Consider the following 23,194-nt stretch of genomic DNA (forward strand, 5'->3'; position numbering starts at 1 on the left):
GGTTAAAGTGAAGAAGCAGGATCATCGAACCTGCCGACCCGCGCCTCGGCCCGCGGGCATGGAGACGCCGCATGTCGTTCAAGAAACTCCTGATCGCCAACCGTGGCGAGATCGCCATCCGCATCGCGCGCGCGGCGGCCGATGCCGGCATCGCGACGGTCGCGATCCATCCGGCCGATGACGCGCTGTCGCTGCACGTACGCGTTGCCGACGAGGCGGTCGAAATCCCCGGCCGCGGCGCACGGGCCTATCTCGATATCGAAGCGGTGGTGAAGGCGGCGAAGAGCGCCGGCTGCGACGCGGTGCATCCCGGTTATGGCTTCCTCAGCGAGAACGCCGCGTTCGCCAAGGCTTGCGCGGATGCGGGCATCGCCTTCGTCGGGCCGAAGCCGGCCGCGCTTGAACTGTTCGGCGACAAGGTCGCGGCGCGGCAACTGGCGAAGCGTTGCGGCGTGCCGATCATCGCCGGCACCAGCGGGCCCTCGTCGCTGGAGGAGATCACGGCATTCTTCGAATCCCTCGGCAAGGGCGCGGCGATCGTGATCAAGGCGATGGCCGGTGGCGGCGGCCGCGGCATGCGCGTCGTGGAGAATGCCGCCGATCTCGCGGAAGCTTACGCGCGCTGCCAATCCGAGGCCAGCGCGGCGTTCGGCTTCGACGGCGTCTATGCCGAGCGCCTGATCCGCCAGGCCCGCCACATCGAGGTGCAGATCATCGGCGATCGCCATGGTGCGATCTCCCATCTCTGGGAGCGCGAATGCACCATCCAGCGCAGGCACCAGAAGTTGATCGAGGTGGCGCCGAGCCCGTCGCTCAGCGACGCCTTGCGCGGCCGCATCATCGAGGCTGCGAGGCAGCTCGCGACCGCGGCGGCTTACGACAATCTCGGCACCTTCGAGTTCCTGGTCGACGGCACGGCCGAGGACAGCTTTGCGTTCATCGAGGCCAATCCGCGGCTTCAGGTCGAGCACACCGTGACGGAGGAAGTGCTCGGCCTCGACCTCGTCCGCGCCCAGCTTGCGGTCGCCGCCGGCGCAACATTGGCATCCCTTGATCTGGCACAGGGCGCCATCCGAAAGCCGCGTGGCTATGCCATGCAGCTCCGCGTCAACATGGAGACGTTGGACGAGCTGGGGGCGACGCATCCGACCGGCGGCGTGCTCGCCGTGTTCGAGCCGCCGTCGGGGCCCGGCGTCCGCGTCGATAGTTTTGGTTATGCCGGCTATAAAACCAGCGCGGCGTTCGACTCCCTGCTGGCCAAGGTCATCGTGCACACGCCGGGCGAAGCCTGGCACGATGTCGTGGCAAAAGCCTCGCGTGCCCTGCGCGAGTTCAGGATCGATGGCGTCGTCACCAACATCGCGTTCCTCCAGGCCGTGCTCGCACATCCCGATTTCAGGACCAACCGCATTGCGACCGATTTCATCGATCGCAACATCGCAAAGCTGGTCGAGGCGGCCGATGGCGCGGCAAAGCCGCTCTATTTTGCCGCGACCGAGCGAAGCGGCCATGGCGCGGAGACGCACGTCGCGCAGATCGTGCCCGAAGGCGCGGTGATGGTCGCTGCGCCCTTGCAGGGAACCATCGTCACCATCCAGGTGAAGGAAGGCGAGATCGTGCGCCCGGGCCAGCAGCTCGCCGTGATCGAATCCATGAAGATGGAGCATCTGGTCATGGCCGAGCAGGGCGGCCGCGTCATGAAGCTCGTCGCCGGCGATGGCGTTACCCTGATGCATGGCGAACCGATCATGTATCTGGAGCCGCTCGACGTCGCGGCCGATGCGTCGGCGGCGGAAGCCGATGTCGATCTCGACCACATCCGCCCCGATCTTGCCGAGCTGATCGCGCGCCAGGCCAATACGCTCGATGCGAACCGGCCGGCCTCGGTCGAGCGCCGCCGCAACACCAATCAGCGCACCGCGCGCGAGAACGTCGCGCAGCTCGTCGACGACGGCTCGTTCATGGAATATGGCAGCCTTGCGATTGCTGCGCAGCGGCGCCGCCGTAAGCTCGACGATCTCATCAAGAGCACACCGGCCGACGGCCTCGTGATGGGTGTTGCGACGGTGAATGCCGAGAAGTTCGGCCCCGAGGGTGGCCGCTGCATCGTCGTGGCCTACGACTACACCGTGCTCGCGGGCACGCAGGGCCACATGAACCACAAGAAGATCGACCGCATGCTGACGCTGGCGGAAGACTGGCGCGTGCCGCTGGTGTTCTATGCCGAAGGCGGTGGCGGCCGGCCCGGCGACACAGACCGGCTCGGCATGACCGGCCTGGACGGCCCGTCCTTCGTCCAGTTCGCAAAGCTCTCTGGCCTCGTGCCGGTTATCGGCGTGGTCTCCGGCTACTGCTTTGCCGGCAACGCCGCGATGCTTGGCTGCTGCGATGTCATCATCGCGACGAAAGATGCCTCGATCGGCATGGGCGGTCCGGCGATGATCGAAGGCGGCGGTCTCGGCGTCTATCACCCGGCGGAGGTCGGCCCTGTTACGTTCCAGTCGCCGAACGGCGTGATCGACATCCTCGTCGAGGACGAGGAGGAGGCGACACGGGTAGCGCAAAAGTATCTGTCCTATTTCCAGGGCGCGGTGACGGAGTGGCAGGCCGCCGATCAGCGCCTGCTTCGCCGTGCGATCCCGGAGAACCGCCTGCGCGTCTACGACATCCGCAGCGTGATCGATCTCGTCGCCGACAAGGATTCCGTGTTGGAGCTGCGCCGCGACTACGGCGTCGGCATGATCACCGCGCTGATCCGCATCGAGGGCAAGCCGTTCGGCCTGATCGCCAACAATCCGCGCCATCTCGGCGGCGCGATCGATGCCGACGCCGGCGACAAGGCCGCGCGCTTCCTTCAGCTCTGCGACGCCTTCGATCTGCCGATCGTCTCGCTGTGCGATACGCCCGGCTTCATGGTCGGCCCGGAGGCCGAGAAGACCGCGATCGTGCGCCACGTCTCGCGCATGTTCGTGACAGGTGCCAGCCTCACCGTGCCGCTGTTCGGCATCGTGCTGCGCAAGGGCTATGGTCTCGGCGCGCAGTCGATGATCGGCGGCGGCTTCCACGCCTCCTTCTTCACCGCGGCCTGGCCGACCGGCGAATTCGGCGGCATGGGTCTGGAGGGCTATGTCCGCCTCGGCTTCCGCAAGGAGATGGAGGCGATCGCCGACCCCGAGGAGCGCGAGACCTATTATCGGAACAAGGTCGCCGAGCTCTATGCCAACGGCAAGGCGGTCTCGATCGCCTCGGTGTTCGAGATCGACAACGTCATCGACCCCGCCGAGACGCGGCGCTGGATCATGGCGGGCGTGCGCTCGGTGCCGAAGCCGCCCGCGAGGACGGAGAAGAAGCGGCCGTGCATCGATACGTGGTGAGCGCAGTGCAGCAATAGCTGCGTCCCGGTTCCCGATTGACATCCCCGCCTGTGCTGCCAGACTTTGCACAATAATGCAGGGTGGAGACGTCCGCGATGGCCAGCCTTTCGGCCTCGAACCATGTCGCCCGTGTCTTGTCCGTCGCCAATCACGTGGCCGACGTCGATGCCTCGTCGCGCATCGCCAATTCCTGGCGGCGCTGCTTGGTGAGCCACAAGCTCGACCCCGCCCGCCAGGGCCCGCCGCAGACGCTCACCGAAGCCGAGATTCGCCATGTCGCCGAGCCCATGGAAGAGACGATCAGGCTCGTGACCCCCGAGCTCGACGATCTCGCCCGCGTGCTTCGCGACGCCGGCTATTGCGTCAATTTGGCGGACACGAATGCGACCATGCTGTTCAGCCGCCTGCCGGGCGAAGCCGACGCAAAGATGTTTCTGGACTGGAAGATCTACACCGGCTCGAATTTCGCCGAGACCTTCGAGGGCACCAACGGGCTCGGCACCGCGCTTGCCGAAGAGAAGCCCATCCTGGTGCATCGCGACGAGCATTTCCGCGCGCAATGGCACATGTTCTCCTGCGCCGTGGCGCCACTGTTCGACCAAGCCGGCCGGCTCGCCGGAGCCATTAACATCACTTCCTGCCGCGAGGATCTCGAACGCGCCGCGCATCAGCTCGCGCTCGCGGTGACGATGGAGGCGACGCGGCGGATGGAGGGCGCGATCTTCCGCGGCCATTTCCGCAACGCCTGGATCGCCACCGTGCCGGGCGACGGGGGCAGCGGCCTGCTCGCCTATGACGACGATCGCCGCATCGTCGGCGCCTGCCGTTCGGCGCGCGCGCTGCTGGGCCTCACAGACGGCTTGATCGCATCGGGCATCGATCTGTCGCGCTATATCAAGTTCGATCATCACGCGGCGCGTGGTGCGGACGAGGTCGTCGAACTGCGCCGCGCCGACGGCAGCGCGCTCGGGCAGGGACATGTCGCGCCGCCGCTGCGGGCGAGGCCGTCCACTCAGCGTCGTGACGTTGCCGTCGATCGTTTCGATTCGCTGCATCGGCTCGCAGGTCGCGATCCCGGCCTGATCAAAAGCGTCAAACGGCTGAGAAGCATCGGCGACCACAATCTGCCCGTGCTGCTGCATGGCGAGACCGGCGTCGGCAAGGACGTGTTCGCGCGCGCGATTCATGCGGCGAGCAACCGCGCCCGCAACCATTATGTCGCGCTGAACTGTGCGGCGATGCCGGAGAGCCTGATCGACGCCGAGCTGTTCGGCTATGAGGCCGGCGCCTTCACCGGCGCGCGCCGCGACGGCTCTAAGGGTCTGATCGTGCAGGCCGACGGCGGCACGCTGTTTCTCGACGAGATCGGCGACATGCCGATCGCGCTGCAGACCCGCCTCTTGCGCGTGCTCGAAAACCGCGAGGTCTGGCCGCTGGGCGCGCTCAAGCCGGTGCCGGTCGACATCCGCCTGATCAGCGCGACCCATCGCGACCTCGGCCGCATGGCGGAGGAGGGCGCCTTCCGCGCCGATCTCTACTTCCGCCTGCGCGGCATGGAGGTGCGACTGCCGGCGTTGCGCGAGCGCGCCGATAGAGACGATATCATCCGCCAGATCGCGCGCGAGGAGGCGCCGGATTGCCGCCTGTCGGACGAGGCCTGGGCGTTGCTCTCGGCCTATCCCTATCCCGGCAACATGCGCCAGCTCCGCCACGTGCTGCGGCTTGCCGGCTGCACCGCGGAGGACGGCGTCATCATGGATGCCGATCTCGATCTGCCGCCGTTCGGTGGGTGGACGGCAGAGCCCGATCTCGCAACGGCCGAGCGCGCGACGATCGTCGAGGCGCTACGCAAGCATGGCGGCCGCGTCACCGAGGCGGCGCGGGCGCTGAAGCTCAGTCGTGCCACGCTGTATCGCAAGATCAAGCAGTTGAAGATCGAGACGGCGCAGTAGCATCCAGTCGCATGCGGCGTTCTTTCTTCCCCTCTCCCCTTGTGGGAGAGGGTGGCTCGCCGCGAAGCGGCGAGACGGGTGAGGGGTCTGCCTCCGCGGATTCACCTCGCCATTTGCGTGCGCGGAAAGATACCCCTCATCCGGCGCTTCGCGCCACCTTCTCCCGCAAGGGGAGAAGGAAGGGGCACCGAGACTAGGGCGCGCCCTACGAAAAATCGCTCCAGCTCAGATGCCGCGAATCGAGGTCGCCGACTGAAACGGTGCCGCGGATCTCGTGAGGGACGTGGAAGCTGCTGCGCAGATACACCAGCGGCGCGGCCTCGTCGGAATGCGAGACGCCGCGCACCTCGCCGACGAAGATCGAATGCGTCTTGGTCTCGAACTCCTGCGCCAGCACGCAGTCGAACGCGGCGACCGCATCCGTCAGCACCGGTGCGCCGGTCACCCCGCGCGTCCACTGTCCGAACGCAAATCGGTCGTCGCCATTGACGCCCTTCTGGCCGCTGAAGGTGAGCGCGAGCAGGGCGTGGTCCTCGTGCAAAAAGTTGATCGCGAAGGCGCCTTCCTCGCGGATGCGGGCATGTGCGCTGGCGTTGCGGTTGACGCAGACGATCAGGGACGGCGGATTGTCCGATAGCGAGCAGGCTGATGTCACAGTCAGCCCGGTGCGCTTGCCGTGCTCGGCGCCAACCGTGACCAGTGCAACTGCGCCGGCGCATTGGCGCATTGCAAGTTTGAAATCCTTTGCGTCGACGCTCACGCCGAAATCTCCGAAACGGGGGCGGGTGCGACACGATTGCGCCGCACCCGCCGCGCGTCAAGCGGCCTTCTTCGCGGAGCCGAGATGCTTCAGGCGCGGCATCACCTCTTTGCTGAGCAGCGAGAGCGAATGGCGCCAGGCCTCCGGCTTGTGCTTGTAGTCGAAGCCGAACACCAGCAGCACGCCGAAGCCGCCGACCTCGTCGTAGATCTTCTCGATCTTTTCGGCGACGGTTGCGGGCGAGCCGACGATCCAGTTCCGCTTGGCGCAATATTCGACGGTGACGTCGCTATCGGGCACGTCGGGCGCGTGCTTCAAATAGTCCTTGAAGCCGAAATGGCCGAGCAGCGGCAGGAAGTACTCGCCCATCATCCGGCCCATCATGTCGCCGGTCGAGAGCTTCCAGGCCTCCTCGTCGGTGTCGGCGACGAACACCTCACGTACGAGGCGCCAATCCGCGCGGTTCGGCTTGCGGCCGGTCTTGGCGGCGCCGATCTCGACCGAATCCCAATGGCTGCCGACATAGGCCGGATTGAGGTTGAGGCTCATCGGAATGAAGCCGCGCTCGCCGGCGAGCTTCAGCGTGTCCGAGTTCTTCGAGAGCCCGGCAACGCCGATCGGCGGATGCGGGGCCTGGAGCGGCTTGATGTGGGGCTTGAGGAAGTCGAACATCGTGTCCGGCTTGGTCACCGTCCAGAACTTGCCCTTGTAGGTGAAGGGCGCGGGATCGGACCACAGCTTCAGGATGATCTCCAGCGCCTCGCGGGTCATGTCGCGGTTCTGTCCGCTCATGCCGTCGACGTTGAACATCGCCCAGTCGCTCGGCAGGCCCGAAGCTGCGACGCCGAAATTGAGCCGACCCTCGGAGAGATGGTCGAGCATTGCGACGCGGTTGGCGAGCTCGGCCGGATGGTGATAGGGCAGCAGGAAGCCGCCCGGCCCGATGCGGATATTCTTGGTCTGCATCAGCGCCTGCGCGATCAGAAGGTCCGGCGTGGGATTGGGTTCCCAGGGCGCGGTGTGGTGCTCGCCGACCCAGGCCTCTTGATAGCCGAGCTCATCGAGCCAGCGCATGACTTGCAGGTCCCAGTCGTTTCCTTCCTTCAGGCCGCACTCCGGCGGATGCGAAGGCATCGTGAAATAGCCGATCTCCATGGGTTTCCTCATCTGATGTTGACGCGTCTTGTTGCGCGTTCCCGGACTTGAACAGGACAGCTTTAGCAAGCGGTGTGCCACCGCATCGCAAGCCGTGTGCCAGCGCGGCGAGCGCCTCAGACCCGCGAAAAATCGCTGGTTTGAGGCGGCAATAGCCGATATCCCGGGGCTGATTTGCGAGCGTCCGTCTCATTGTCGCGAGACGGCGTCTTGCCGGTGAGACCAAGGATACCCGTTGAGATGACCGAACCCGCCTATGTCGCGGTGGACTGGGGCACCAGTAGCTTCCGCCTCTGGCTGATCGACCGTGCCGGCAAGGTGCTGGCTGAACGTCGCAGCGATGAGGGCATGCTGGCGGCGGCCAAGGCCGGCTTTGCCGGTGTGCTGCAGTCGCATCTCACAGCTGTCGAGGCCCCGGCCCAGCTGCCGGTGCTTGTCTGCGGTATGGCCGGCGCCAAGACCGGCTGGGTCGAGGCCGGCTATGTTGACACACCTGCGCCGCTCTCTGCCGTGCTGAAGCAGGCCGCGCTTGTGCCCGGCGAGACGCGCGATATTCGCATCCTGCCCGGGATCGCGCAGCGCGATACCAGGGCGCCGGACGTGATGCGCGGCGAGGAGACGCAGCTGCTCGGCGCACTCGGCCTCGAGGCCGTAGGCGAAGCGCTGGTCTGCATGCCCGGCACGCATTCGAAATGGGTGCGCGTGAAGGACGGCACGGTCGCGCATTTCTCCACCTTCATGACCGGCGAGCTCTTCAGCGTGGTCTCGCGCGAGACGATCTTGTCGCTCGCGGTCGCCGGTGCCGATGACGCCGAGGATGTCGCGAGCTTCAAGGCGGCCGTGAAAGCCGCGTATGAAGCGCCGGCCTTCGCGGCCAACCTTCTGTTCACTGCGCGGTCGCGGCAGCTCCTGTTCGGCGGCACGCCAGCCGCCGCGCGCGAGACGCTGTCGGGCACGTTGATCGGCGTCGAGCTGGCGGCAGGGCTCTCCGGCACGGTGCCGAAAGCGGGCATCACGCTGATTGCTTCCGGGCGCCTCGCGATGCTGTACCGGCTCGCCTTCGATGCGCTGTCGGTCACCGTGCAGCCGATCGATGCCGATGAAGCCGTTCGCCGCGGCCTGTCGATGGCCGCTGCCGCGATCTGGACGAAATGAGAGGAATCTTGAGATGAGCGTTCCCTTTCCGCCGATGCAGCGGCCGCTGGTCGCGATCCTGCGTGGTGTGAAGCCCGATGAGACCGAGGCGATCGTCGGCGTGCTGATCGAGGCCGGCATGACCGCGATCGAGATCCCCCTCAATTCACCGGAGCCGTTCCGCTCGATCGCGATTGCCGCGAAGCTCGCGCCGGCCAGCGTCCTGATCGGCGCCGGCACGGTCTTGACCGCCGCAGATGTCGATCGTCTCAATGACGTCGGCGGCAAGTTGATGGTCTCGCCGAATGTGGATACGCAGGTGCTCACGCGTGCACATCAGTACGCCATGGTGACGTTGCCGGGCGTGTTCTCGCCGACCGAGGCGCTGCTCGCGGCGCGCTCCGGAGCATCGGGCCTGAAATTCTTTCCGGCCAGCGTGCTCGGTGCGTCCGGTATTGCCGCGATCCGCGCCGTGCTGCCGACGGGCGTGATGATCGCCGCCGTCGGCGGCGTCTCCGACCAGAATTTTGCCGAGTACATGAAGGGCGGCGTGACCGCGTTCGGGCTCGGCTCCAGCCTCTACAAGCCCGGCATGTCGGCCGCCGATGTCGCCGCTCGCGCAAAGGTGACAATCGCGGCCTATGATCGGGCGATTGTGAAAGACTGACCCAGCAATAAACAAGCCGTGATCCCGTCATAGCCGCGCTTTATCCTATCTTGCTGCACCAGCGAGATCAGGAGACCGACATGGCGATCAACAACGTAGCCGATCTGTTCGTGGCAACGCTCGAGCAGGCCGGCGTCAAGCGCATCTACGGCATCGTCGGCGACAGTCTGAACGGTCTCACCGAGGCGCTGCGCCGCCGCGGCACCATCGAATGGATCCATGTCCGGCACGAGGAGGTCGCGGCCTTCGCCGCCGCCGGCGAAGCCGAGATGACCGGAAGCCTCGCTGTGTGTGCGGGCTCCTGCGGCCCGGGCAATCTGCATCTGATCAACGGCCTGTTCGATGCGCATCGCAGTCGCGTCCCCGTGCTTGCGATCGCGGCGCAGATACCGTCGGCGGAAATCGGCGGCGGCTACTTCCAGGAAACCCATCCGCAAAACCTGTTCAGGGAGTGCAGCCATTATTGCGAGCTGGTGTCGGATGCGAGCCAGCTGCCTTACGTGATCGAGAACGCCATCCGTGCGGCCGTAGGCCTGCGCGGCGTCGCCGTGATCGCGATGCCCGGCGACGTCGCGTTCCGCAGCCCGCCCAAGCGCTCGCTGTCGACGATGCGCGGGCTTGCGCTGTCGGCGCCGAAGGTTGTGCCGCAGGTCGACGAGCTGAAGGCGCTCGCGGACCTTTTGAACGGCGCCGAGCGCATCACCCTGTTCTGTGGCCGCGGCTGCGCCGGCGCGCATGCGCCGCTGATGCAGCTGGCCGAAGCGCTGAAGAGCCCGATCGTGCATGCGCTCGGCGGCAAGGAGCATGTCGAGTACGATAACCCCTACGACGTCGGCATGACCGGCTTTATCGGCTTTTCGTCGGGCTACGCCGCCATGCACGCTTGCGACGCGCTGGTAATGCTCGGCACCGATTTCCCTTACAAGCAGTTCTTCCCCACCGATGCGCAGGTCGCGCAGATCGATATCCGCCCGGAAAATCTGGGACGGCGCTGCAGGATCGATCTCGGCCTCGTCGGCGACGTCAAGCTCACCATCGAAGCGCTGCTGCCGCTGCTCAAGGCCAAGACGCAGCGGAGGCATCTCGACGACGCCATCGCGCATTACAAAAAGGCGCGCGAAGGGCTCGACTCGCTTGCGAAGGGGACACCGGGCAGCAAGCCGATCCATCCGCAATATCTGGCAAAAGTCATCAGCGACCATGCCTCCGACGACGCCGTCTTCACCGCCGATGTCGGCACGCCCACGGTGTGGGCCGCGCGCTATCTCGACATGAATGGCCGCCGCCGGCTGATCGGCTCGTTCGTGCACGGCTCGATGGCCAACGCGATGCCGCAGGCGATCGGCGCGCAGGCCTCGCAGCCCGGCCGCCAGATCATCTCGCTCTCCGGCGACGGCGGCTTCACCATGCTGATGGGTGACCTCATTACGCTGACGCAGATGAAGCTGCCGGTGAAAATCGTCGTCTTCAACAATGGCGTGCTTGGCTTCGTTGCGCTGGAGATGAAGGCGGCCGGTTTCGTCGACACCAATGTCGATCTCGAGAATCCCGATTTCGCGGCGATGGCGCGCGCAATGGGTATTTTCGCTAAACGCGTCGAGGACCCCGGCGAGCTCCCCGGCGCCGTGAAGGAGATGCTGGCCCATGACGGACCCGCGCTGCTCGATGTCGTCACGGCGAAGCAGGAGCTGTCGATGCCGCCGACCATCACGCCCGAGCAGATCAAGGGCTTCAGCCTCTGGGTGCTGCGCGCGGTGATGAACGGTCGTGGCGACGAGGTGCTCGATCTCGCTAAAACAAATCTGCTACCGCGCTAGCCCCGCTTCACCGAAGGCGCGGGCAGCCTCTCGTGGCGGTGCTGGAAGCGCTGCCAGTGCAGCACGATGCCGATCAGCAGGGCCGGCACGAAGCCGAGTGCGATCAGGAAACACGGCAGCTGCGTCGGCGAGATGAACGCAATGGCGATATCGGAGATCAGCCAGAGCGCTGCGAACATCACCGCGAAATCGGTGCGCGGGCAGCGCAAATAATAGAACACGGCGGTGATGACGATGGCGGGCCCGATCGCGATGCCGATCATCACCGCGGTCAGCTCCTTCGGCGTCAGCGCGTCGAGCACCATCGACGCCAGCAGCCAGAGCGCGGCGAACATGGCGATGATGTCGAGCGGATGCCGCAATCCAATACCTCTCGCAGGAACCGCGCTATCGTTGTGGCCGGAACTCCGGTCGTCAAGGGAAAATACGCCTATTCCTCGTCACTTCCCGGCGTTGGCCGCAGCATGAAATGGCCGAAAGCGGTGGCGATCGGCTTGTTCGCATCGTCTTGCCAGGCCCGCGCTTCGAAGGCGACGATACGCCGGCCCTGTTTCACGATCGAGACATTGGCGACGGTATCGAGGGCACGGCCGGAACGCAGATAGTTGACGGTGAGTCCGATCGGCTTGGGCAGCGCCGCGATGCCGAGCTCGCGCCTCACGCCGAGGATCGCGGTGGTCTCGAGGAACGCACCGGTCATGCCGCCATGGATCGCGGGCAGGATCGGATTGCCGATGATCTGCGGCGAGAACGGCATCGTCAGCGTGCCGTCGTCATTGACGCGAATGCCGAGGCAGCGCGCGAACGGGCTGTTGGCGAACGGGCCGTCCGGATCGTCGGGCGCCTCCAGCGTCGGGATGCTGCGCGAATCCATCCTGCGGTCCGCGAGCATGTTGGTGCGGTTGGCGCCGATCATGAAGCAGGCGGTCGCGGTTGCGACCGGATCGTCCTCGGAGTCCTGATAGGCGGTGGAGCGCACGAAGGCGATCGAGCGCGTGGTGCGGTAGCAGACCGAATGCGCCTTGATGTCGAGGCCCGGCGTTGCCGGCTTCTGATAATCGATGCGCAGATCCAGGGTTGCGATCGCGCGCGTGCCGTCGAGCGCAAGTTGCACCGCCATGCCGCAGCTCTCGTCCAGCATCGCGGTGACGACGCCGCCATGCAGCACGCCGGTCTCGGTGTCGCCGACGAAGGCCGGACGATAGGGCAGGCTGGACCAGGCCTCGGCGGGGGCGAAGCGGTCGAGCTGGAGCCCGCTGATATGGCCGTAGTCGGAGCGGCGGCCCTTGATCGCCTCCGCGAGTTCCTCGAACGGAAGTGTGGTGGGTGAAGTGGACATGACGACGTTCTAGACCAGTGTCGGGCGCCGCGCAAAACCCCGAAAGGGCCTCATCAGGCAGGTCTGCAGGCAGGTCCGTCTGGGCCGGTTTGGCCTCGACACGGCGTGCCGAAGCAACGATGGTGGGCGCTTCGTCCGTCGACTAGCCCCAAGGAGTGCCCATGGCCGACCCCGAAACACCCGCCACCAATCAGGGGCCCGTGACCATTTCGAGCTCCAGCTCGGAACGGGCACCGATCATCTATTTCGACGGCGCATCCTGCTTCGGACACCACAACGGCGCGATCCAGATCGAGCTCGCCGCGAACCTGCTGATGCCGGTCGGTGCCGCCGTCAGGGTCGACGTGGTCCAGACCGCGCACTTGCGTTGCAGCGTCGCCGCAGCGCTGGCGCTGCGGGAAGCCCTCGACAAGGCGCTGGCGATGTACAGGCAGGGGCAGCAGCAGCCGGCGGAGGTGATCCCGACGGTGAAGAACTGAGATCGCGGGCGATCGCTTGTGAATGCGATCGCAATCTCTCAGCCCACATGCACCTTCGGCTTCTTGCCGCCGTTCCACTTGCCGTCGAGCGCGCGCTCGATCTGGGCGGCGAGTTGCAGGAGCAGGCCGTCATTGGCCTGCTTGGCGATGGCCTGGATGCCGAGCGGCAGGCCGTGGTCTTGCTCTGCCATCGGCATCGAGATCGCCGGCATGCCGCAGAGATTGGCGAGCGGCGTGAAGGCGAAGAAGCGCCAGAGATTGCCGAACCAGTCGAGGACGTCAGGGTTGTCGGAGATGGTGAGATATTCCTTGGTGCCTACCTTCGGCGTCGGCAACGCGGTGATCGGCGTCAGGATGACGTCCCACTGCTCGAAGAACGCGCCGAAGCCGCGCGAGGTCGTGTTGAACACGCCTTGCATTTTTGCCCGCTCGGCGAAGCTCGTGTGCCGACCGGCTTCCCAGATCCTGATGTTCATGGGCTCGATCAGATCTTCCGGCGGCTTTTCCAGCCCGCGTGCGGCGAGCATGTTGGAGATCACCACGGCAAAATTGCTGATGTAGCAGGTGGTCTGCGCAGCGAACGCGGCGCGGAAGTCGAGCTCGGGCAGCGCGTATTCGACGTGATGGCCGAGGCCTTCGAGGAAGCGACCGGTTTTCTCCAGCTCGGCGGCGATCTCCGGCGTCGCAGTGTAGTCGCCCCAGGTGTGCGACAGCGCGATGCGAAGCTTTGACGGGTCGCGCTTGATCATCTCGGAATAGGGCTGCGCCGTGGTCCAGAACGGCATGAACTCGCCGGGCGCAGGCCCGCGCGCGTGATCGACGAAGGCAGCGGTGTCGCGCACCGAGCGCGATTGACAGCCCTGGATCGAGACGAGACCGGTGAGGTCGGACATGTGCGGGGCTAGCGAGAACACGCCGCGCGACACTTTCAGCCCGATATTGCCGTTGACGCCGGCGGGAATGCGGATCGAGCCGCCACCGTCGGTCGCATGCGCGATCGGGACGACGCCGGCCGCGACCATCGCCGCGCTGCCCGCCGACGAGCCGCAGGTGGTGTAGTCGGTATTCCAGGGATTGCGCGTCACGTAGACGGCGGGATTGTCGGCCGAGCTGCACACGCCGAATTCCGGCGTCGTGGTTCGTCCGATCAGGTTGAGGCCTGCCTGGCGGAATTTACCGGTGAGGAACGTGTCGGCCGCGGCGCGATTGCCGTGCATCAGAAGCGAGCCCATCTCCTGCAGCCGGCCCTTCATGGTCGGTCCGAGGTCCTTCATCAGGAAGGGCAGGCCGGCGAACGGGCCCGCGAGATTGGCGCCGTCCTTGGCCGGATCGGCGATCACGTCCTCGAACAGCTCGACCACGCCCGACAGTGCCGGATTGACCTTGGCCACGCCCGCGGCGGCCTGGCGCGCCAGCTCCTTCGCCGTCAGCTCGCCCTTGCGGACGCGCGCTGCCAGTCCGACGCCATCGTGCTGCGCCCATTCGTTCCAGCTCATCGGCAAAGTCATGAAGTCCAAATCCCCGTGGGTAGCGGCGTCACCTTTTTCGCAAGGGCCCGCGTGAATCAACTGAGCCGGCGCGAAGGGCAGGGTTGCGCCGGGCGGAGAGGTCGCCGCGTCATTAAGACAGCCGCGCGATCACCGCAACCGGGCCGCCGCCGGCCGGCCCCTGATGCTCGGCACCGCCGGAGACGTAGACCGCGCCGGTGCCGGCGAGGCCGGCGATCAGGCCGCCGACGGCTGCGCGGGCGTGGCGCGTCGAGCTGATGTCGGTATCCTCCAGCATGGTGTGGCGGAAGCCGCGCACGCTGCCATCAGGCGAGGCCTCGGCCTTGGCGAAGATATTGACGAGCTCGCGGCCCTCGGTGGCTTGCGGCGCGACGCCAAGGCCAACACCAAGCCCGACGCTGTTCAGCGACGACACCACCGCCGGTGCATCGATCGCATCGTTCATCACGGCGTGGCCGATCTCGAACTCGCTCGCTGAAGACGCCGAGTTGCCGAGCACGATGATGACGTTGTGCATCAGCTCGATCCCAGACGAGGTGGACGCAACCGACGAGAACAGATCGTAGCGCCGCAGCACGTCGTCGTCGCTGACATCGGAAGCGATCTCGCCGAGCGCGACCGCGACCCCTAGCGCGGAGGCGCCGCGCGAATAGGCCATCGAGCTGTAGGCGCTGGTCGTGGCCGTCTTGTTGCCGCGCGCGTTTGCTGCTTCGACGCGGTCGCTGGTGAGCAGCGGGCATTTGATCTGCACGAAATGGACGTCGGCGGGATCGGTGATGCCGGCATCCGCCATCGCGGCAGTCACCGCCTTGGCCGTTTCCATGATCTGTGCGGAGCGGCCGATCTCTTCCGGGAGGAAGTCCCGCGTGTGCGCCATGCCGATGCTCAAGCGCTTGCCGGACATGCCTGCCGGGCGCTCAGCCTCGCGCCGCGTGAACACCGTGATATGCGGGCTGAGCACGCCTTCGGTGCCACCCGACATCACGAAGGCGATGCGCTGCTCGACCGCCTCTGACGAGAGGCCGAGTTCCGGTGCCAGCGCAGTGCACAACGCAGCAACGGCATATTCCCGGGTGAAATCGTTGACGCCGCCATTGCCTTCGGTCTTGCCGAGGATGGCCAAAATCGTTGTCGGGTCGATCGCGCCGGAACCGATCATGGCCATGAGGCCGGAGACGTCGCCCGGGCCGGTGGTGGCGACCCTGAAGACGCCGACCGATGCTGTCCGCATTGCAGTCCTCGTGTGGAGTTCGGTGGTCAGGCGGGTCAACCAGCCGTGGAACGGAGGCGCATGTCAAGGCACAGCGGGGGTGCAGGCACCCACGAATGTGGCGAGATCGCATCCGGTTCAACAAAAAAATCCTCTGTCGACGGTTGCGCGCCGCACCTTGATGAATCAACCTCGGTTGGTCCATAAGCGGCGTCCCGCTGCCGGTGGTTCGCCCCCGCGTCGCGTGCTTGGATAGAGGGATTCTCGCGTGGCAAATATCAACCAGAAAATTGCGCAGGAGCTTGGGGTACGGGCGGAGCAGGTCGAGGCGACGGTGACGTTGCTCGACGGCGGCGCCACGGTTCCCTTCATCGCCCGCTACCGCAAGGAAGCGACCGGTGCGCTCGACGACGCGCAATTGCGCACCCTGGAGGAGCGCCTGGGCTATTTGCGCGAGCTCGAAGACCGCCGCAAGGCGATCCTCGAATCGGTCCGCGAGCAGGGCAAGCTCGATGCCGCGCTGGAAGCCTCCATTCTCGCCGCCGACAGCAAGGCGCGTCTGGAAGACATCTATCTGCCGTTCAAGCCGAAGCGCCGCACCAAGGCCGAGATCGCCAGGGAAGCCGGGCTCGAGCCGCTCGCCAACCAGCTGATGGCAGAGCCGGGCAACGATCCGAAGGTCGTGGCCGAAACCTTCATCAACGCCGAGAAGGGCGTGGCCGATGCCGCTGCCGCGCTCGATGGCGCCCGCGCCATCCTGGTCGAGCGCTTCGACGAGGACGCCGACCTGATCGGTGCTTTGCGCGAGGAGGTGTGGACCAACGCGCGCATGGCCTCCAAGGTGCGCGACGGCAAGAAGACCGAGGGTGAGAAGTTCGCCGACTATTTCGAGTTCTCCGAGCCGCTGACGAAGCTCCCGTCGCACCGCATCCTCGCGATGTTTCGCGGCGAGAAGGAAGAGATCCTCGATCTCCAGATCCAGGCCGAAGCCGAAGCGCCGCCGCCGGGCGTGCCGAGCGCTTATGAATTGAAGATCATGAAGCGGTTCGGCATCGCCGACCTCAAGCGTGCTGGCGACCGCTGGCTGATCGATACCGTGCGCTGGGCCTGGCGCACCAAGATCCAGGTGCATCTCAACATCGACCTGCGCATGCGGCTGTGGAACGCCGCCGAGACCGAGGCCGTGCGCGTGTTCGCTTCCAATTTGCGCGACCTGCTGCTCGCGGCACCCGCCGGCACCCGCGTCACCATGGGCCTCGATCCCGGCTACCGCACCGGCGTCAAGGTCGCCGTCACCGACGCGACCGGCAAGGTGGTCGATACTGCCGTGATCTATCCGCACGAGCCGCAGCGGCAGTGGAACGAGGCGCTCGCGATCCTCGGCAAGCTTGCCCTGAAGCATCGTGTCGAGCTGATCGCGATCGGCAACGGCACCGCCTCGCGCGAGACCGACAAGCTCGCAGGCGATCTCGTCAAGGGCCTGGCCGAGCTGAAGATGACCAAGATCGTGGTGTCGGAAGCCGGCGCGTCGGTCTATTCGGCCTCGGCCTTCGCCTCGGAGGAGTTGCCGGGTCTCGACGTCACCCTGCGCGGCGCGGTCTCGATCGCCCGCCGGCTCCAGGATCCGCTCGCCGAGCTCGTCAAGATCGAGCCCAAGGCGATCGGCGTCGGCCAGTATCAGCACGACCTCGGCCAGGCCAAGCTCGCCAAATCGCTCGATGCCGTGGTCGAAGACTGCGTGAACGCGGTCGGCGTCGACGTCAACACCGCCTCGGCACCGCTGCTGGCCCGCGTGTCGGGCGTCGGCTCCGGCCTTGCCTCGAGCATCGTGGCACACCGCGACGCCAATGGCCCGTTCAAGTCGCGCAAGGCGCTCAAGGACGTGCCGCGCCTCGGCCCGAAGGCGTTCGAGCAGTGTGCCGGCTTCCTGCGCATCCTCGGCGGCGAGGACCCGCTCGATGCCTCCGGCGTGCATCCGGAAGCCTATCCCGTGGTGCGGCGGATTCTCAGCGCCACCAAGAGCGACATCAAGGCGCTGATCGGCAGCAGCGAGATCGTACGCACGCTGAAGCCCAAGGATTTCGTCGACGAGACCTTTGGTCTGCCGACCGTCACCGACATCCTGCGCGAGCTCGAGAAGCCCGGCCGCGACCCGCGTCCGGCGTTCAAGGCCGCGGTGTTCAAGGAGGGCGTCGAGGAGATCAAGCATCTCCAGAAAGGCATGATCCTCGAGGGGACCGTGACCAACGTTGCCGCCTTCGGCGCCTTCGTCGATATCGGCGTGCATCAGGACGGCCTGGTTCACATCTCGGCGATGTCCAGGAACTACATCAAGGATCCGCGCGAGGTGGTGAAGCCCGGTGACATCGTCAAGGTGAAAGTGCTGGACTTCGAGGTCGCCCGTAAGCGCATCTCGCTGACATTGCGCCTCGACGACGAGGTCGGCGCCAAGAAAGACGCGCCCGGCATGCAGCGGGACAACAGCTCGCGAAACCCCGCGCGCATGACGTCGTCGGCCCCGCGCAACCAGGAATCCTCCGGCGGCGGTGCCCTCGCGGAGGCCATGCGCCGCGCAGCCGAGAAGAACGGCGGCAAGCGGGCGTGATATTTTAACCTCTCCCCGCTCGTTGCGGGGAGAGGCCGGATCGCGCTAGCGATCCGGGTGAGGGGCAAGGCATGCGGCTGACCGGATCAAAGGTCCCTACGGCTCGTAACTTGATGGTGCACGGCACAAGCGTTGCGATCACTTTTTCGATCGCATTCGCGGGCGCAGCCCCTCACCCCACCCTCTCCCCGCAAGAACGGGGCCAGGGAGCGAAAGAGCGTTCGTCCCTAACACCTGCGTCAGAATCTGGCGCGTTTGTAAGTTGAAGGTGCCTGTCCCTTCCTCTCATCTGATCCTCCTCGCGCGGCAGAAAGATCGCCGCGCAGCACGGAGGATGCTTCGATGGACAACAGGCTTCTCAAAGGCGTCACTGCGGTGACGCTCGCCGCAATGATGGCGCTCGCTTCACCTGTGCTCGCGCGTGGCGGCGGTGGCGGTGGCGGTGGCCACGGCGGTGGCGGCTTCGGCGGTGGCGGACATGGCGGCTTTGGCGGTGGTGGACACTTCGGTGGCGGCGGAATGCATGCGGGTGGCTTCGGCGGCGGTATGCACGTCGGCGGTATGGGTGGCGGCGGCATGCGATTTGGCGGCATCGGCGGTGCTCGTTTCGGTGGCGCCCGCTTCGTCGGCTCGCCAATGAATGCCCGCGCCGCCATCGGGCCGCGCTTTGCCGGTGCACCATTAGCGACCCGCGCCGCTTTCGGCCCGCGGTTTGCTGGCCCGGGCTGGCACGGCAGGCCGTTCATTGGCCGCCATGCCTTCTTCCACCGTCACCGCTTCAACCGGTTCGCTTTCGTCGGCGCGCCGTTCTTCTATGCCAACTATGCCAACTATTACGACGATGGTTGCTGGCGCAGGAGCTTGACGCCCTATGGATGGCAATGGGTCAATGTGTGCGGAGACTATTGGTAGTCGCATCGCGGTACCGCACCATTGTCGCGATCGCCACCGGGCGGTTCCGCTCAGCCCCGGAACGGGATAGTCTGGTGGCGATCGTCGCGCGGAGTTTTGCATGACCGGAGGTCACCGCCGCATTCTGGTCGTCGAGGACGATCCGGAAACCGCAGGCCAGCTCGTCGAGGAACTCACCACCTCGGGCTACGACGTCGATCTTGCCGCGACGGGTCGTGAAGCCCTGAGCCACGGCGTCGCCCGCGACTATGCCGTGATCACCATCGACCGCATGCTGCCCGACATCGACGGCATCGCCGTGATGCGCCAGTTGCGCGACGACGGCATCGCCGCACCCTTCCTGATCATCTCCGCGCTCGGCGAGGTCGACGACCGCGTGCGCGGTTTGCGCGCCGGCGGCGATGACTATCTCGTCAAGCCGTTCTCCTTCGTCGAGCTGCTGGCGCGCCTCGAGGCGCTCGGTCGCCGCAGCGAGACCGTCGCCAAGGAAACCATCCTGCGGGTCGGCGATCTCGCCATCGACCTGATCGCGCGCAACGCCAGCCGGCGCGGCCGGAAAATTCCGCTGCTGCCGCGCGAGTTTCAGCTGCTCGAATATCTCGTCCGCAACGAAGGCCGCGTCGTCTCCCGGGCGATGCTGCTCCAGCATGTCTGGGACCTGCATTTCGATCCCTCCACCAACATCATCGACGTCTATGTCGGGCGGGTCCGCCGCAAGGTCGACGATGCCCAGGCCTATCCGCTGATCCATACGATCCGCGGCATCGGATATTGCATCCGTGCTCCTGGCTAAGACGCTCCGCTCCTCCACCTTCCGTCTGGCACTGATCGCGATCGCGGCGTTCGGCCTGATCGTCGCGGCGATCATGGCCTATGTCTATTTCGGCACGATCGCCTATGTGCAGGGCCGGGTCGGCGACGCCGGCGATCACAGCGGCTTCACCGCGATGATCGAGCTCGCGATGGTCGCCGTCGCCGTGCTGCTGGCCGTGCTGGCCGGGGTCGCGGCCGTGCTGGTGACGCGGCGCACGGTCGGACGGATCGAGGAGATCAATGCGACCAGCCGCGCCATCATGCTGTCGGGGCTCGACCGGCGCATTCCCTTGCGCGGCAGTCACGACGAGTGGGACCGCGTCGCCGAAAACCTCAACCAGATGCTCGACCGCATCGAGACGCTGATGGGTGAGGTCAAGCAGGTCAGCGACAACGTCGCCCACGATCTGCGCACGCCGCTGACGCGCATGCGCGGCCGGCTGGAAAAGGCCTATCACACCCCGCGAAATGGCGAGGCCGATGCGACGCTGATTGGCGATACCATCGCCGATCTCGACGCCGTGCTCGGCATGTTCGCTTCCATCACCCGGATCTCGGAGATCGAGACCCGCGCCCGCCGGAGCGCGTTTCGCACGCTGAGCCTCACCGAGATTGCCGGCGAGGTCGTCGAGCTCTACGACGCCGCGGCCGAGCAGGTCGCGACCCGCCTGAGCCTTGACGGCGACCGCGAGGTTGCGATTACGGGGGACCGCGACTTGCTGTTCGACGCCATCGCCAATCTGGTCGACAACGCGATCAAGCACGGCCGCGCGGGCGGGCAGGTCACGGTGACCTGTCGCAGCGCCGGCGCCGGGGCGGTGATCGCGATCGCCGACGATGGTCCGGGCATTCCTACCGGAGAGCGCGATCACGTCTTCAAGCGCTTCTACCGGCTCGAACAGAGCCGTTACACGCCGGGCAACGGTCTGGGCTTGAGCCTGGTCGCGGCCGTTGCCGGTCTCCATGGCGCCGAGATTGCACTGCACGACAATGCGCCGGGCCTCACGGTCCGGCTCAGCTTCCCGGCGACATCAGCGCGATAGGAGCTGACGGCGTCATAGCTCGATCACGCCGCGGCGTGCCGCATGCGCGACCGCGTCGGTGCGGCCGGTGGCATCCAGCTTGTCGAGCAGCGAGCCGACGTGGAATTTGACCGTGTGCACGGAAATGCCGAGCTGGCGCGCGATCAGCTTGTTGGACGCGCCTTCCGCCATCAGCGCCAGGACATCGAGCTCGCGCTGTGTCAGCGCGATGTCTTCCGGCATGCTGCGCGGATCGCGGGCCATGACCGTCGCCGTGGCGGCCTCGCCGGGCGCGGCGAGCCGAAGCCCGGCGATGTTGCCGAGCAGGATCGCCAGGCGATCGGCGAGGGCGGGATCGTCGATCTCCAGGGCGAGCACGATCTCGGGCGCGTTGTCCTCGCTCACGCCTCCGGCCTCTCGCCGATCGTGACCTTGAAGCTGACCGGCTCGCCGCCGCGGCGCACCGCGACATCGACCACCGTGCCGACGCTCGCAGGTCCCAGCGTCCGCGACAGCGCACGCACGCCGGAGAGCTTCTGGTCGTTGACCGCCACGATGACGTCGCCCTGGCGGATGCCGGCCGCAGCCGAAGGGCCGGCCTTGTCAACATTCATCACCATCGCGCCGATGCCATCGTCGAGCCGCACCGGCTGGAGCCCGAGGCCGAGATATCCGCGGGCGATGCGGCCGCGCGTCTCGAGTTGTGCCGCGACCCGCTCGATTGTCGCCGTCGGGATCACCAGGACCCGCCGCGGCCCGAGCACGGCCATGCCGAAGGCGTCGCCTGATGCATCGAGTGCGAGCCCGCCTTGCTGCGCGAAGCGCAGGCGCACGTCGAGCTCGATACGCGCATCGATGTCGCCGCCGCGCAGGGAGCGCCAGCTCTTGCCGGACAGTGATACCATGCCGAGCGCCGCGCTCGGCGCATCGCGATCGGTGGCGACGACGACCGACAGCGTGCCGAGGGGCGGAACGGTCGCGGCCAGCTTGACCGGCGCAAGACTGGCATCGGTGCGCAACAGCGCGATGTCGGTCGTATGGTCGCGGCCGACGATTGTGGCGGCCGCGGTGCTGCCGTCGGGGAGGCTGATCTGGATATCGCCCTCGTCGGCCAGCGCTTCGTCCGCGGTGACGATCAAGCCGGGTTTCCAGACGAAGCCGGTGGCGCGGGAGCGATGCGAATGCACGGCGACGACGGATGGCGCGGTGCGCGTCACGACATCCGCGAGCGCGGACGAAAGGGACGACAGAGGAGTGGGGTCGGTCATGGAAGGCTCCTGTAAGTTGCCCTCAATCTGGGATGTCGCGGGCGATTGCGAAACTGGCCGGGTGGCCAGGACAGACGGGGCGGACCGGCCTCCGCAGGACCGCGGCCGACGAACATGTGATTGGGACGCCCTCACGGGAACGTGTAGCGATCCAGGAATTGCACCGCACGTCCCTAAGCGTTTCCAGCGAGCCCCGACCGATGACCGCCGACCTCACCCGCCGCACCCTGCTTCAACTCGCCGGCGCGACCTCGCTCGCGATGGCGGCGTCCGCCGCCGCTCGGGCCGAGGGCATGCCGCAAGCCGGGGGGCCGACCTATGCCAGCCGCACGCCGATGCGGGTGGGCATGGTGACGCTCAGGGTCAAGAACCTCGACAAGGTCGCGGACTACTACCGCGACGTGATCGGGCTCACCGTGATGGAGCGCTCCGCGACCGGCGCGACGCTCGGCACGGCCGGTATCACGCTGCTCGTGCTGGAAGCTCGTCCCGAAGCCGCGATCGAGCCGCGCAACGCCGCGGGCCTCTACCACACCGCATTCCTGATGCCGTCGCGAAAAGATCTCGCGCGCTGGCTGGTGCACGCCGCCTCGCATCGCGTGCCGCTGTCGGGCTTCGCCGATCATCTCGTCAGTGAATCCGTCTATCTCGACGACCCCGAAGGCAACGGCATCGAGGTCTATGCCGACCGCGATCCCTCGCAATGGCAGTGGAGCGAGGGCAGCGTGAAGATGGCGAGCGACGAGCTCAACATCCCTGACCTCTTGTCTCTCACCAACACGCGCGTCACAGACTATGCCAATGCGCCGGACGGTCTGCGCGTCGGCCACATGCATCTGCGCGTCGGCGATCTCGCCGAGGCCGAACGGTTCTATCACGGCGCTGTCGGCCTCGATCCGACCCGCCGCCGTGGCAGCGCCGCGTTCCTGTCGTCGGGCCGCTATCACCATCACCTCGGCATGAACGTCTGGCAGAGCCAGGGGGCCGGCCAACGTGACGATCAGACGACGGGGCTTGCCTGGTTCTCGCTGGTGATGGCGAAGCAGGACATTCTCGCCGCGCAGGAGGAACGCCTGCGCAAAGGCGGTGCGCAGGTCACAGCGCTCGCCAACGGTCTGGAGGCCGTCGATCCCTGGGGCACGCGGGTGCGCCTGATCAGGGTTTGATCGCTAGCGCGGG

Annotated in this window: 19 protein-coding genes; 11 read left to right on the plus strand and 8 right to left on the minus strand. The window is 66.4% G+C overall.

What is annotated here, in order from left to right; all coding sequences use genetic code 11:
* Positions 1-71 precede the first annotated feature (71 nt).
* A complete protein-coding gene (locus tag IVB46_RS43925) occupies positions 72-3,374 on the plus strand; it encodes a carboxyl transferase domain-containing protein (RefSeq protein ID WP_247315272.1) in 3,303 nt (1,100 codons plus the stop codon).
* Positions 3,375-3,469: 95 nt separating this feature from the next.
* Complete coding sequence (locus IVB46_RS43930; RefSeq protein WP_247315270.1) at positions 3,470-5,326, plus strand: sigma-54-dependent Fis family transcriptional regulator; 1,857 nt, start codon at positions 3,470-3,472, stop codon at positions 5,324-5,326.
* 205 nt (positions 5,327-5,531) lie between these two features.
* Here the strand turns inward: IVB46_RS43930 and IVB46_RS43935 are convergent, their stop codons facing one another.
* Positions 5,532-6,086 carry a flavin reductase family protein gene (locus IVB46_RS43935; protein WP_176400474.1) on the minus strand — a complete coding sequence of 185 codons (555 nt, stop codon included), beginning with the start codon at positions 6,084-6,086 and terminating at the stop codon, positions 5,532-5,534.
* Between the two features lie 57 nt (positions 6,087-6,143).
* Positions 6,144-7,241 carry an LLM class flavin-dependent oxidoreductase gene (locus tag IVB46_RS43940; protein ID WP_063985464.1) on the minus strand — a complete coding sequence of 366 codons (1,098 nt, stop codon included), beginning with the start codon at positions 7,239-7,241 and terminating at the stop codon, positions 6,144-6,146.
* 240 nt (positions 7,242-7,481) lie between these two features.
* Here IVB46_RS43940 and IVB46_RS43945 point away from each other — a divergent pair, with 240 nt between their 5' ends.
* The 3 genes from IVB46_RS43945 to poxB all read left to right on the plus strand — a co-directional run bounded on the left by IVB46_RS43945 (position 7,482) and on the right by poxB (position 10,859).
* Complete coding sequence (locus IVB46_RS43945) at positions 7,482-8,396, plus strand: 2-dehydro-3-deoxygalactonokinase (RefSeq protein WP_247315268.1); 915 nt, start codon at positions 7,482-7,484, stop codon at positions 8,394-8,396.
* 13 nt (positions 8,397-8,409) lie between these two features.
* A complete protein-coding gene (locus tag IVB46_RS43950; protein WP_247315266.1) occupies positions 8,410-9,042 on the plus strand; it encodes a 2-dehydro-3-deoxy-6-phosphogalactonate aldolase in 633 nt (210 codons plus the stop codon).
* Between the two features lie 80 nt (positions 9,043-9,122).
* Positions 9,123-10,859 (plus strand): ubiquinone-dependent pyruvate dehydrogenase, encoded by a 1,737-nt coding sequence (gene poxB, locus IVB46_RS43955; RefSeq protein ID WP_247315264.1) that lies wholly within the window; start codon positions 9,123-9,125, stop codon positions 10,857-10,859.
* Here poxB and IVB46_RS43960 read toward each other — a convergent pair.
* Positions 10,856-11,221 carry a hypothetical protein gene (locus IVB46_RS43960; protein ID WP_247346145.1) on the minus strand — a complete coding sequence of 122 codons (366 nt, stop codon included), beginning with the start codon at positions 11,219-11,221 and terminating at the stop codon, positions 10,856-10,858. The two genes, poxB and IVB46_RS43960, sit on opposite strands and share 4 nt — an antisense overlap.
* 68 nt (positions 11,222-11,289) lie before the next feature.
* Positions 11,290-12,198, minus strand: coding sequence for a PaaI family thioesterase (locus IVB46_RS43965; protein ID WP_247315262.1), 909 nt, complete (start codon positions 12,196-12,198; stop codon positions 11,290-11,292).
* 161 nt (positions 12,199-12,359) lie between these two features.
* Here IVB46_RS43965 and IVB46_RS43970 point away from each other — a divergent pair, with 161 nt between their 5' ends.
* A complete protein-coding gene (locus tag IVB46_RS43970; protein WP_028151536.1) occupies positions 12,360-12,677 on the plus strand; it encodes a hypothetical protein in 318 nt (105 codons plus the stop codon).
* Between the two features lie 38 nt (positions 12,678-12,715).
* On the opposite strand, the gene IVB46_RS43975 is transcribed toward IVB46_RS43970, so the two are convergent.
* Positions 12,716-14,185, minus strand: a complete 1,470-nt coding sequence (locus tag IVB46_RS43975; protein WP_247346148.1) for an amidase — start codon at positions 14,183-14,185, stop codon at positions 12,716-12,718.
* 112 nt (positions 14,186-14,297) lie between these two features.
* Positions 14,298-15,416 (minus strand): ring-opening amidohydrolase, encoded by a 1,119-nt coding sequence (locus IVB46_RS43980; RefSeq protein ID WP_247315260.1) that lies wholly within the window; start codon positions 15,414-15,416, stop codon positions 14,298-14,300.
* Positions 15,417-15,663: 247 nt separating this feature from the next.
* Here IVB46_RS43980 and IVB46_RS43985 point away from each other — a divergent pair, with 247 nt between their 5' ends.
* The 4 genes from IVB46_RS43985 to IVB46_RS44000 all read left to right on the plus strand — a co-directional run bounded on the left by IVB46_RS43985 (position 15,664) and on the right by IVB46_RS44000 (position 20,768).
* Entirely contained in the window at positions 15,664-18,000 is a 2,337-nt protein-coding gene (locus IVB46_RS43985; RefSeq protein ID WP_247315259.1) for a Tex family protein, read from the plus strand.
* A gap of 342 nt (positions 18,001-18,342) precedes the next feature.
* On the plus strand, positions 18,343-18,912 hold the full coding sequence (locus IVB46_RS43990; protein WP_247315257.1) for a hypothetical protein: 570 nt from the start codon (positions 18,343-18,345) through the stop codon (positions 18,910-18,912).
* Positions 18,913-19,012: 100 nt separating this feature from the next.
* Positions 19,013-19,705, plus strand: coding sequence for a response regulator transcription factor (locus tag IVB46_RS43995; RefSeq protein ID WP_063985457.1), 693 nt, complete (start codon positions 19,013-19,015; stop codon positions 19,703-19,705).
* Positions 19,692-20,768: a HAMP domain-containing sensor histidine kinase gene (locus tag IVB46_RS44000; RefSeq protein WP_166349531.1), complete on the plus strand. Its 1,077-nt coding sequence runs from the start codon at positions 19,692-19,694 to the stop codon at positions 20,766-20,768. Before IVB46_RS43995 ends, IVB46_RS44000 begins: the two co-directional genes overlap by 14 nt.
* A 12-nt stretch (positions 20,769-20,780) precedes the next feature.
* On the opposite strand, the gene IVB46_RS44005 is transcribed toward IVB46_RS44000, so the two are convergent.
* Together IVB46_RS44005 and IVB46_RS44010 are read right to left on the minus strand one after the other, a co-directional pair.
* Complete coding sequence (locus tag IVB46_RS44005; RefSeq protein ID WP_166349534.1) at positions 20,781-21,152, minus strand: helix-turn-helix transcriptional regulator; 372 nt, start codon at positions 21,150-21,152, stop codon at positions 20,781-20,783.
* On the minus strand, positions 21,149-22,015 hold the full coding sequence (locus IVB46_RS44010) for a S1C family serine protease (protein WP_247315254.1): 867 nt from the start codon (positions 22,013-22,015) through the stop codon (positions 21,149-21,151). Before IVB46_RS44010 ends, IVB46_RS44005 begins: the two co-directional genes overlap by 4 nt.
* A 200-nt stretch (positions 22,016-22,215) precedes the next feature.
* On the opposite strand from IVB46_RS44010, the gene IVB46_RS44015 reads away from it, so the two are divergent.
* On the plus strand, positions 22,216-23,181 hold the full coding sequence (locus IVB46_RS44015) for a VOC family protein (RefSeq protein ID WP_247315252.1): 966 nt from the start codon (positions 22,216-22,218) through the stop codon (positions 23,179-23,181).
* Positions 23,182-23,194 lie beyond the last annotated feature (13 nt).

It is taken from the genome of Bradyrhizobium sp. 61, assembly GCF_023073075.1.
Classification (GTDB): domain Bacteria; phylum Pseudomonadota; class Alphaproteobacteria; order Rhizobiales; family Xanthobacteraceae; genus Bradyrhizobium; species Bradyrhizobium barranii.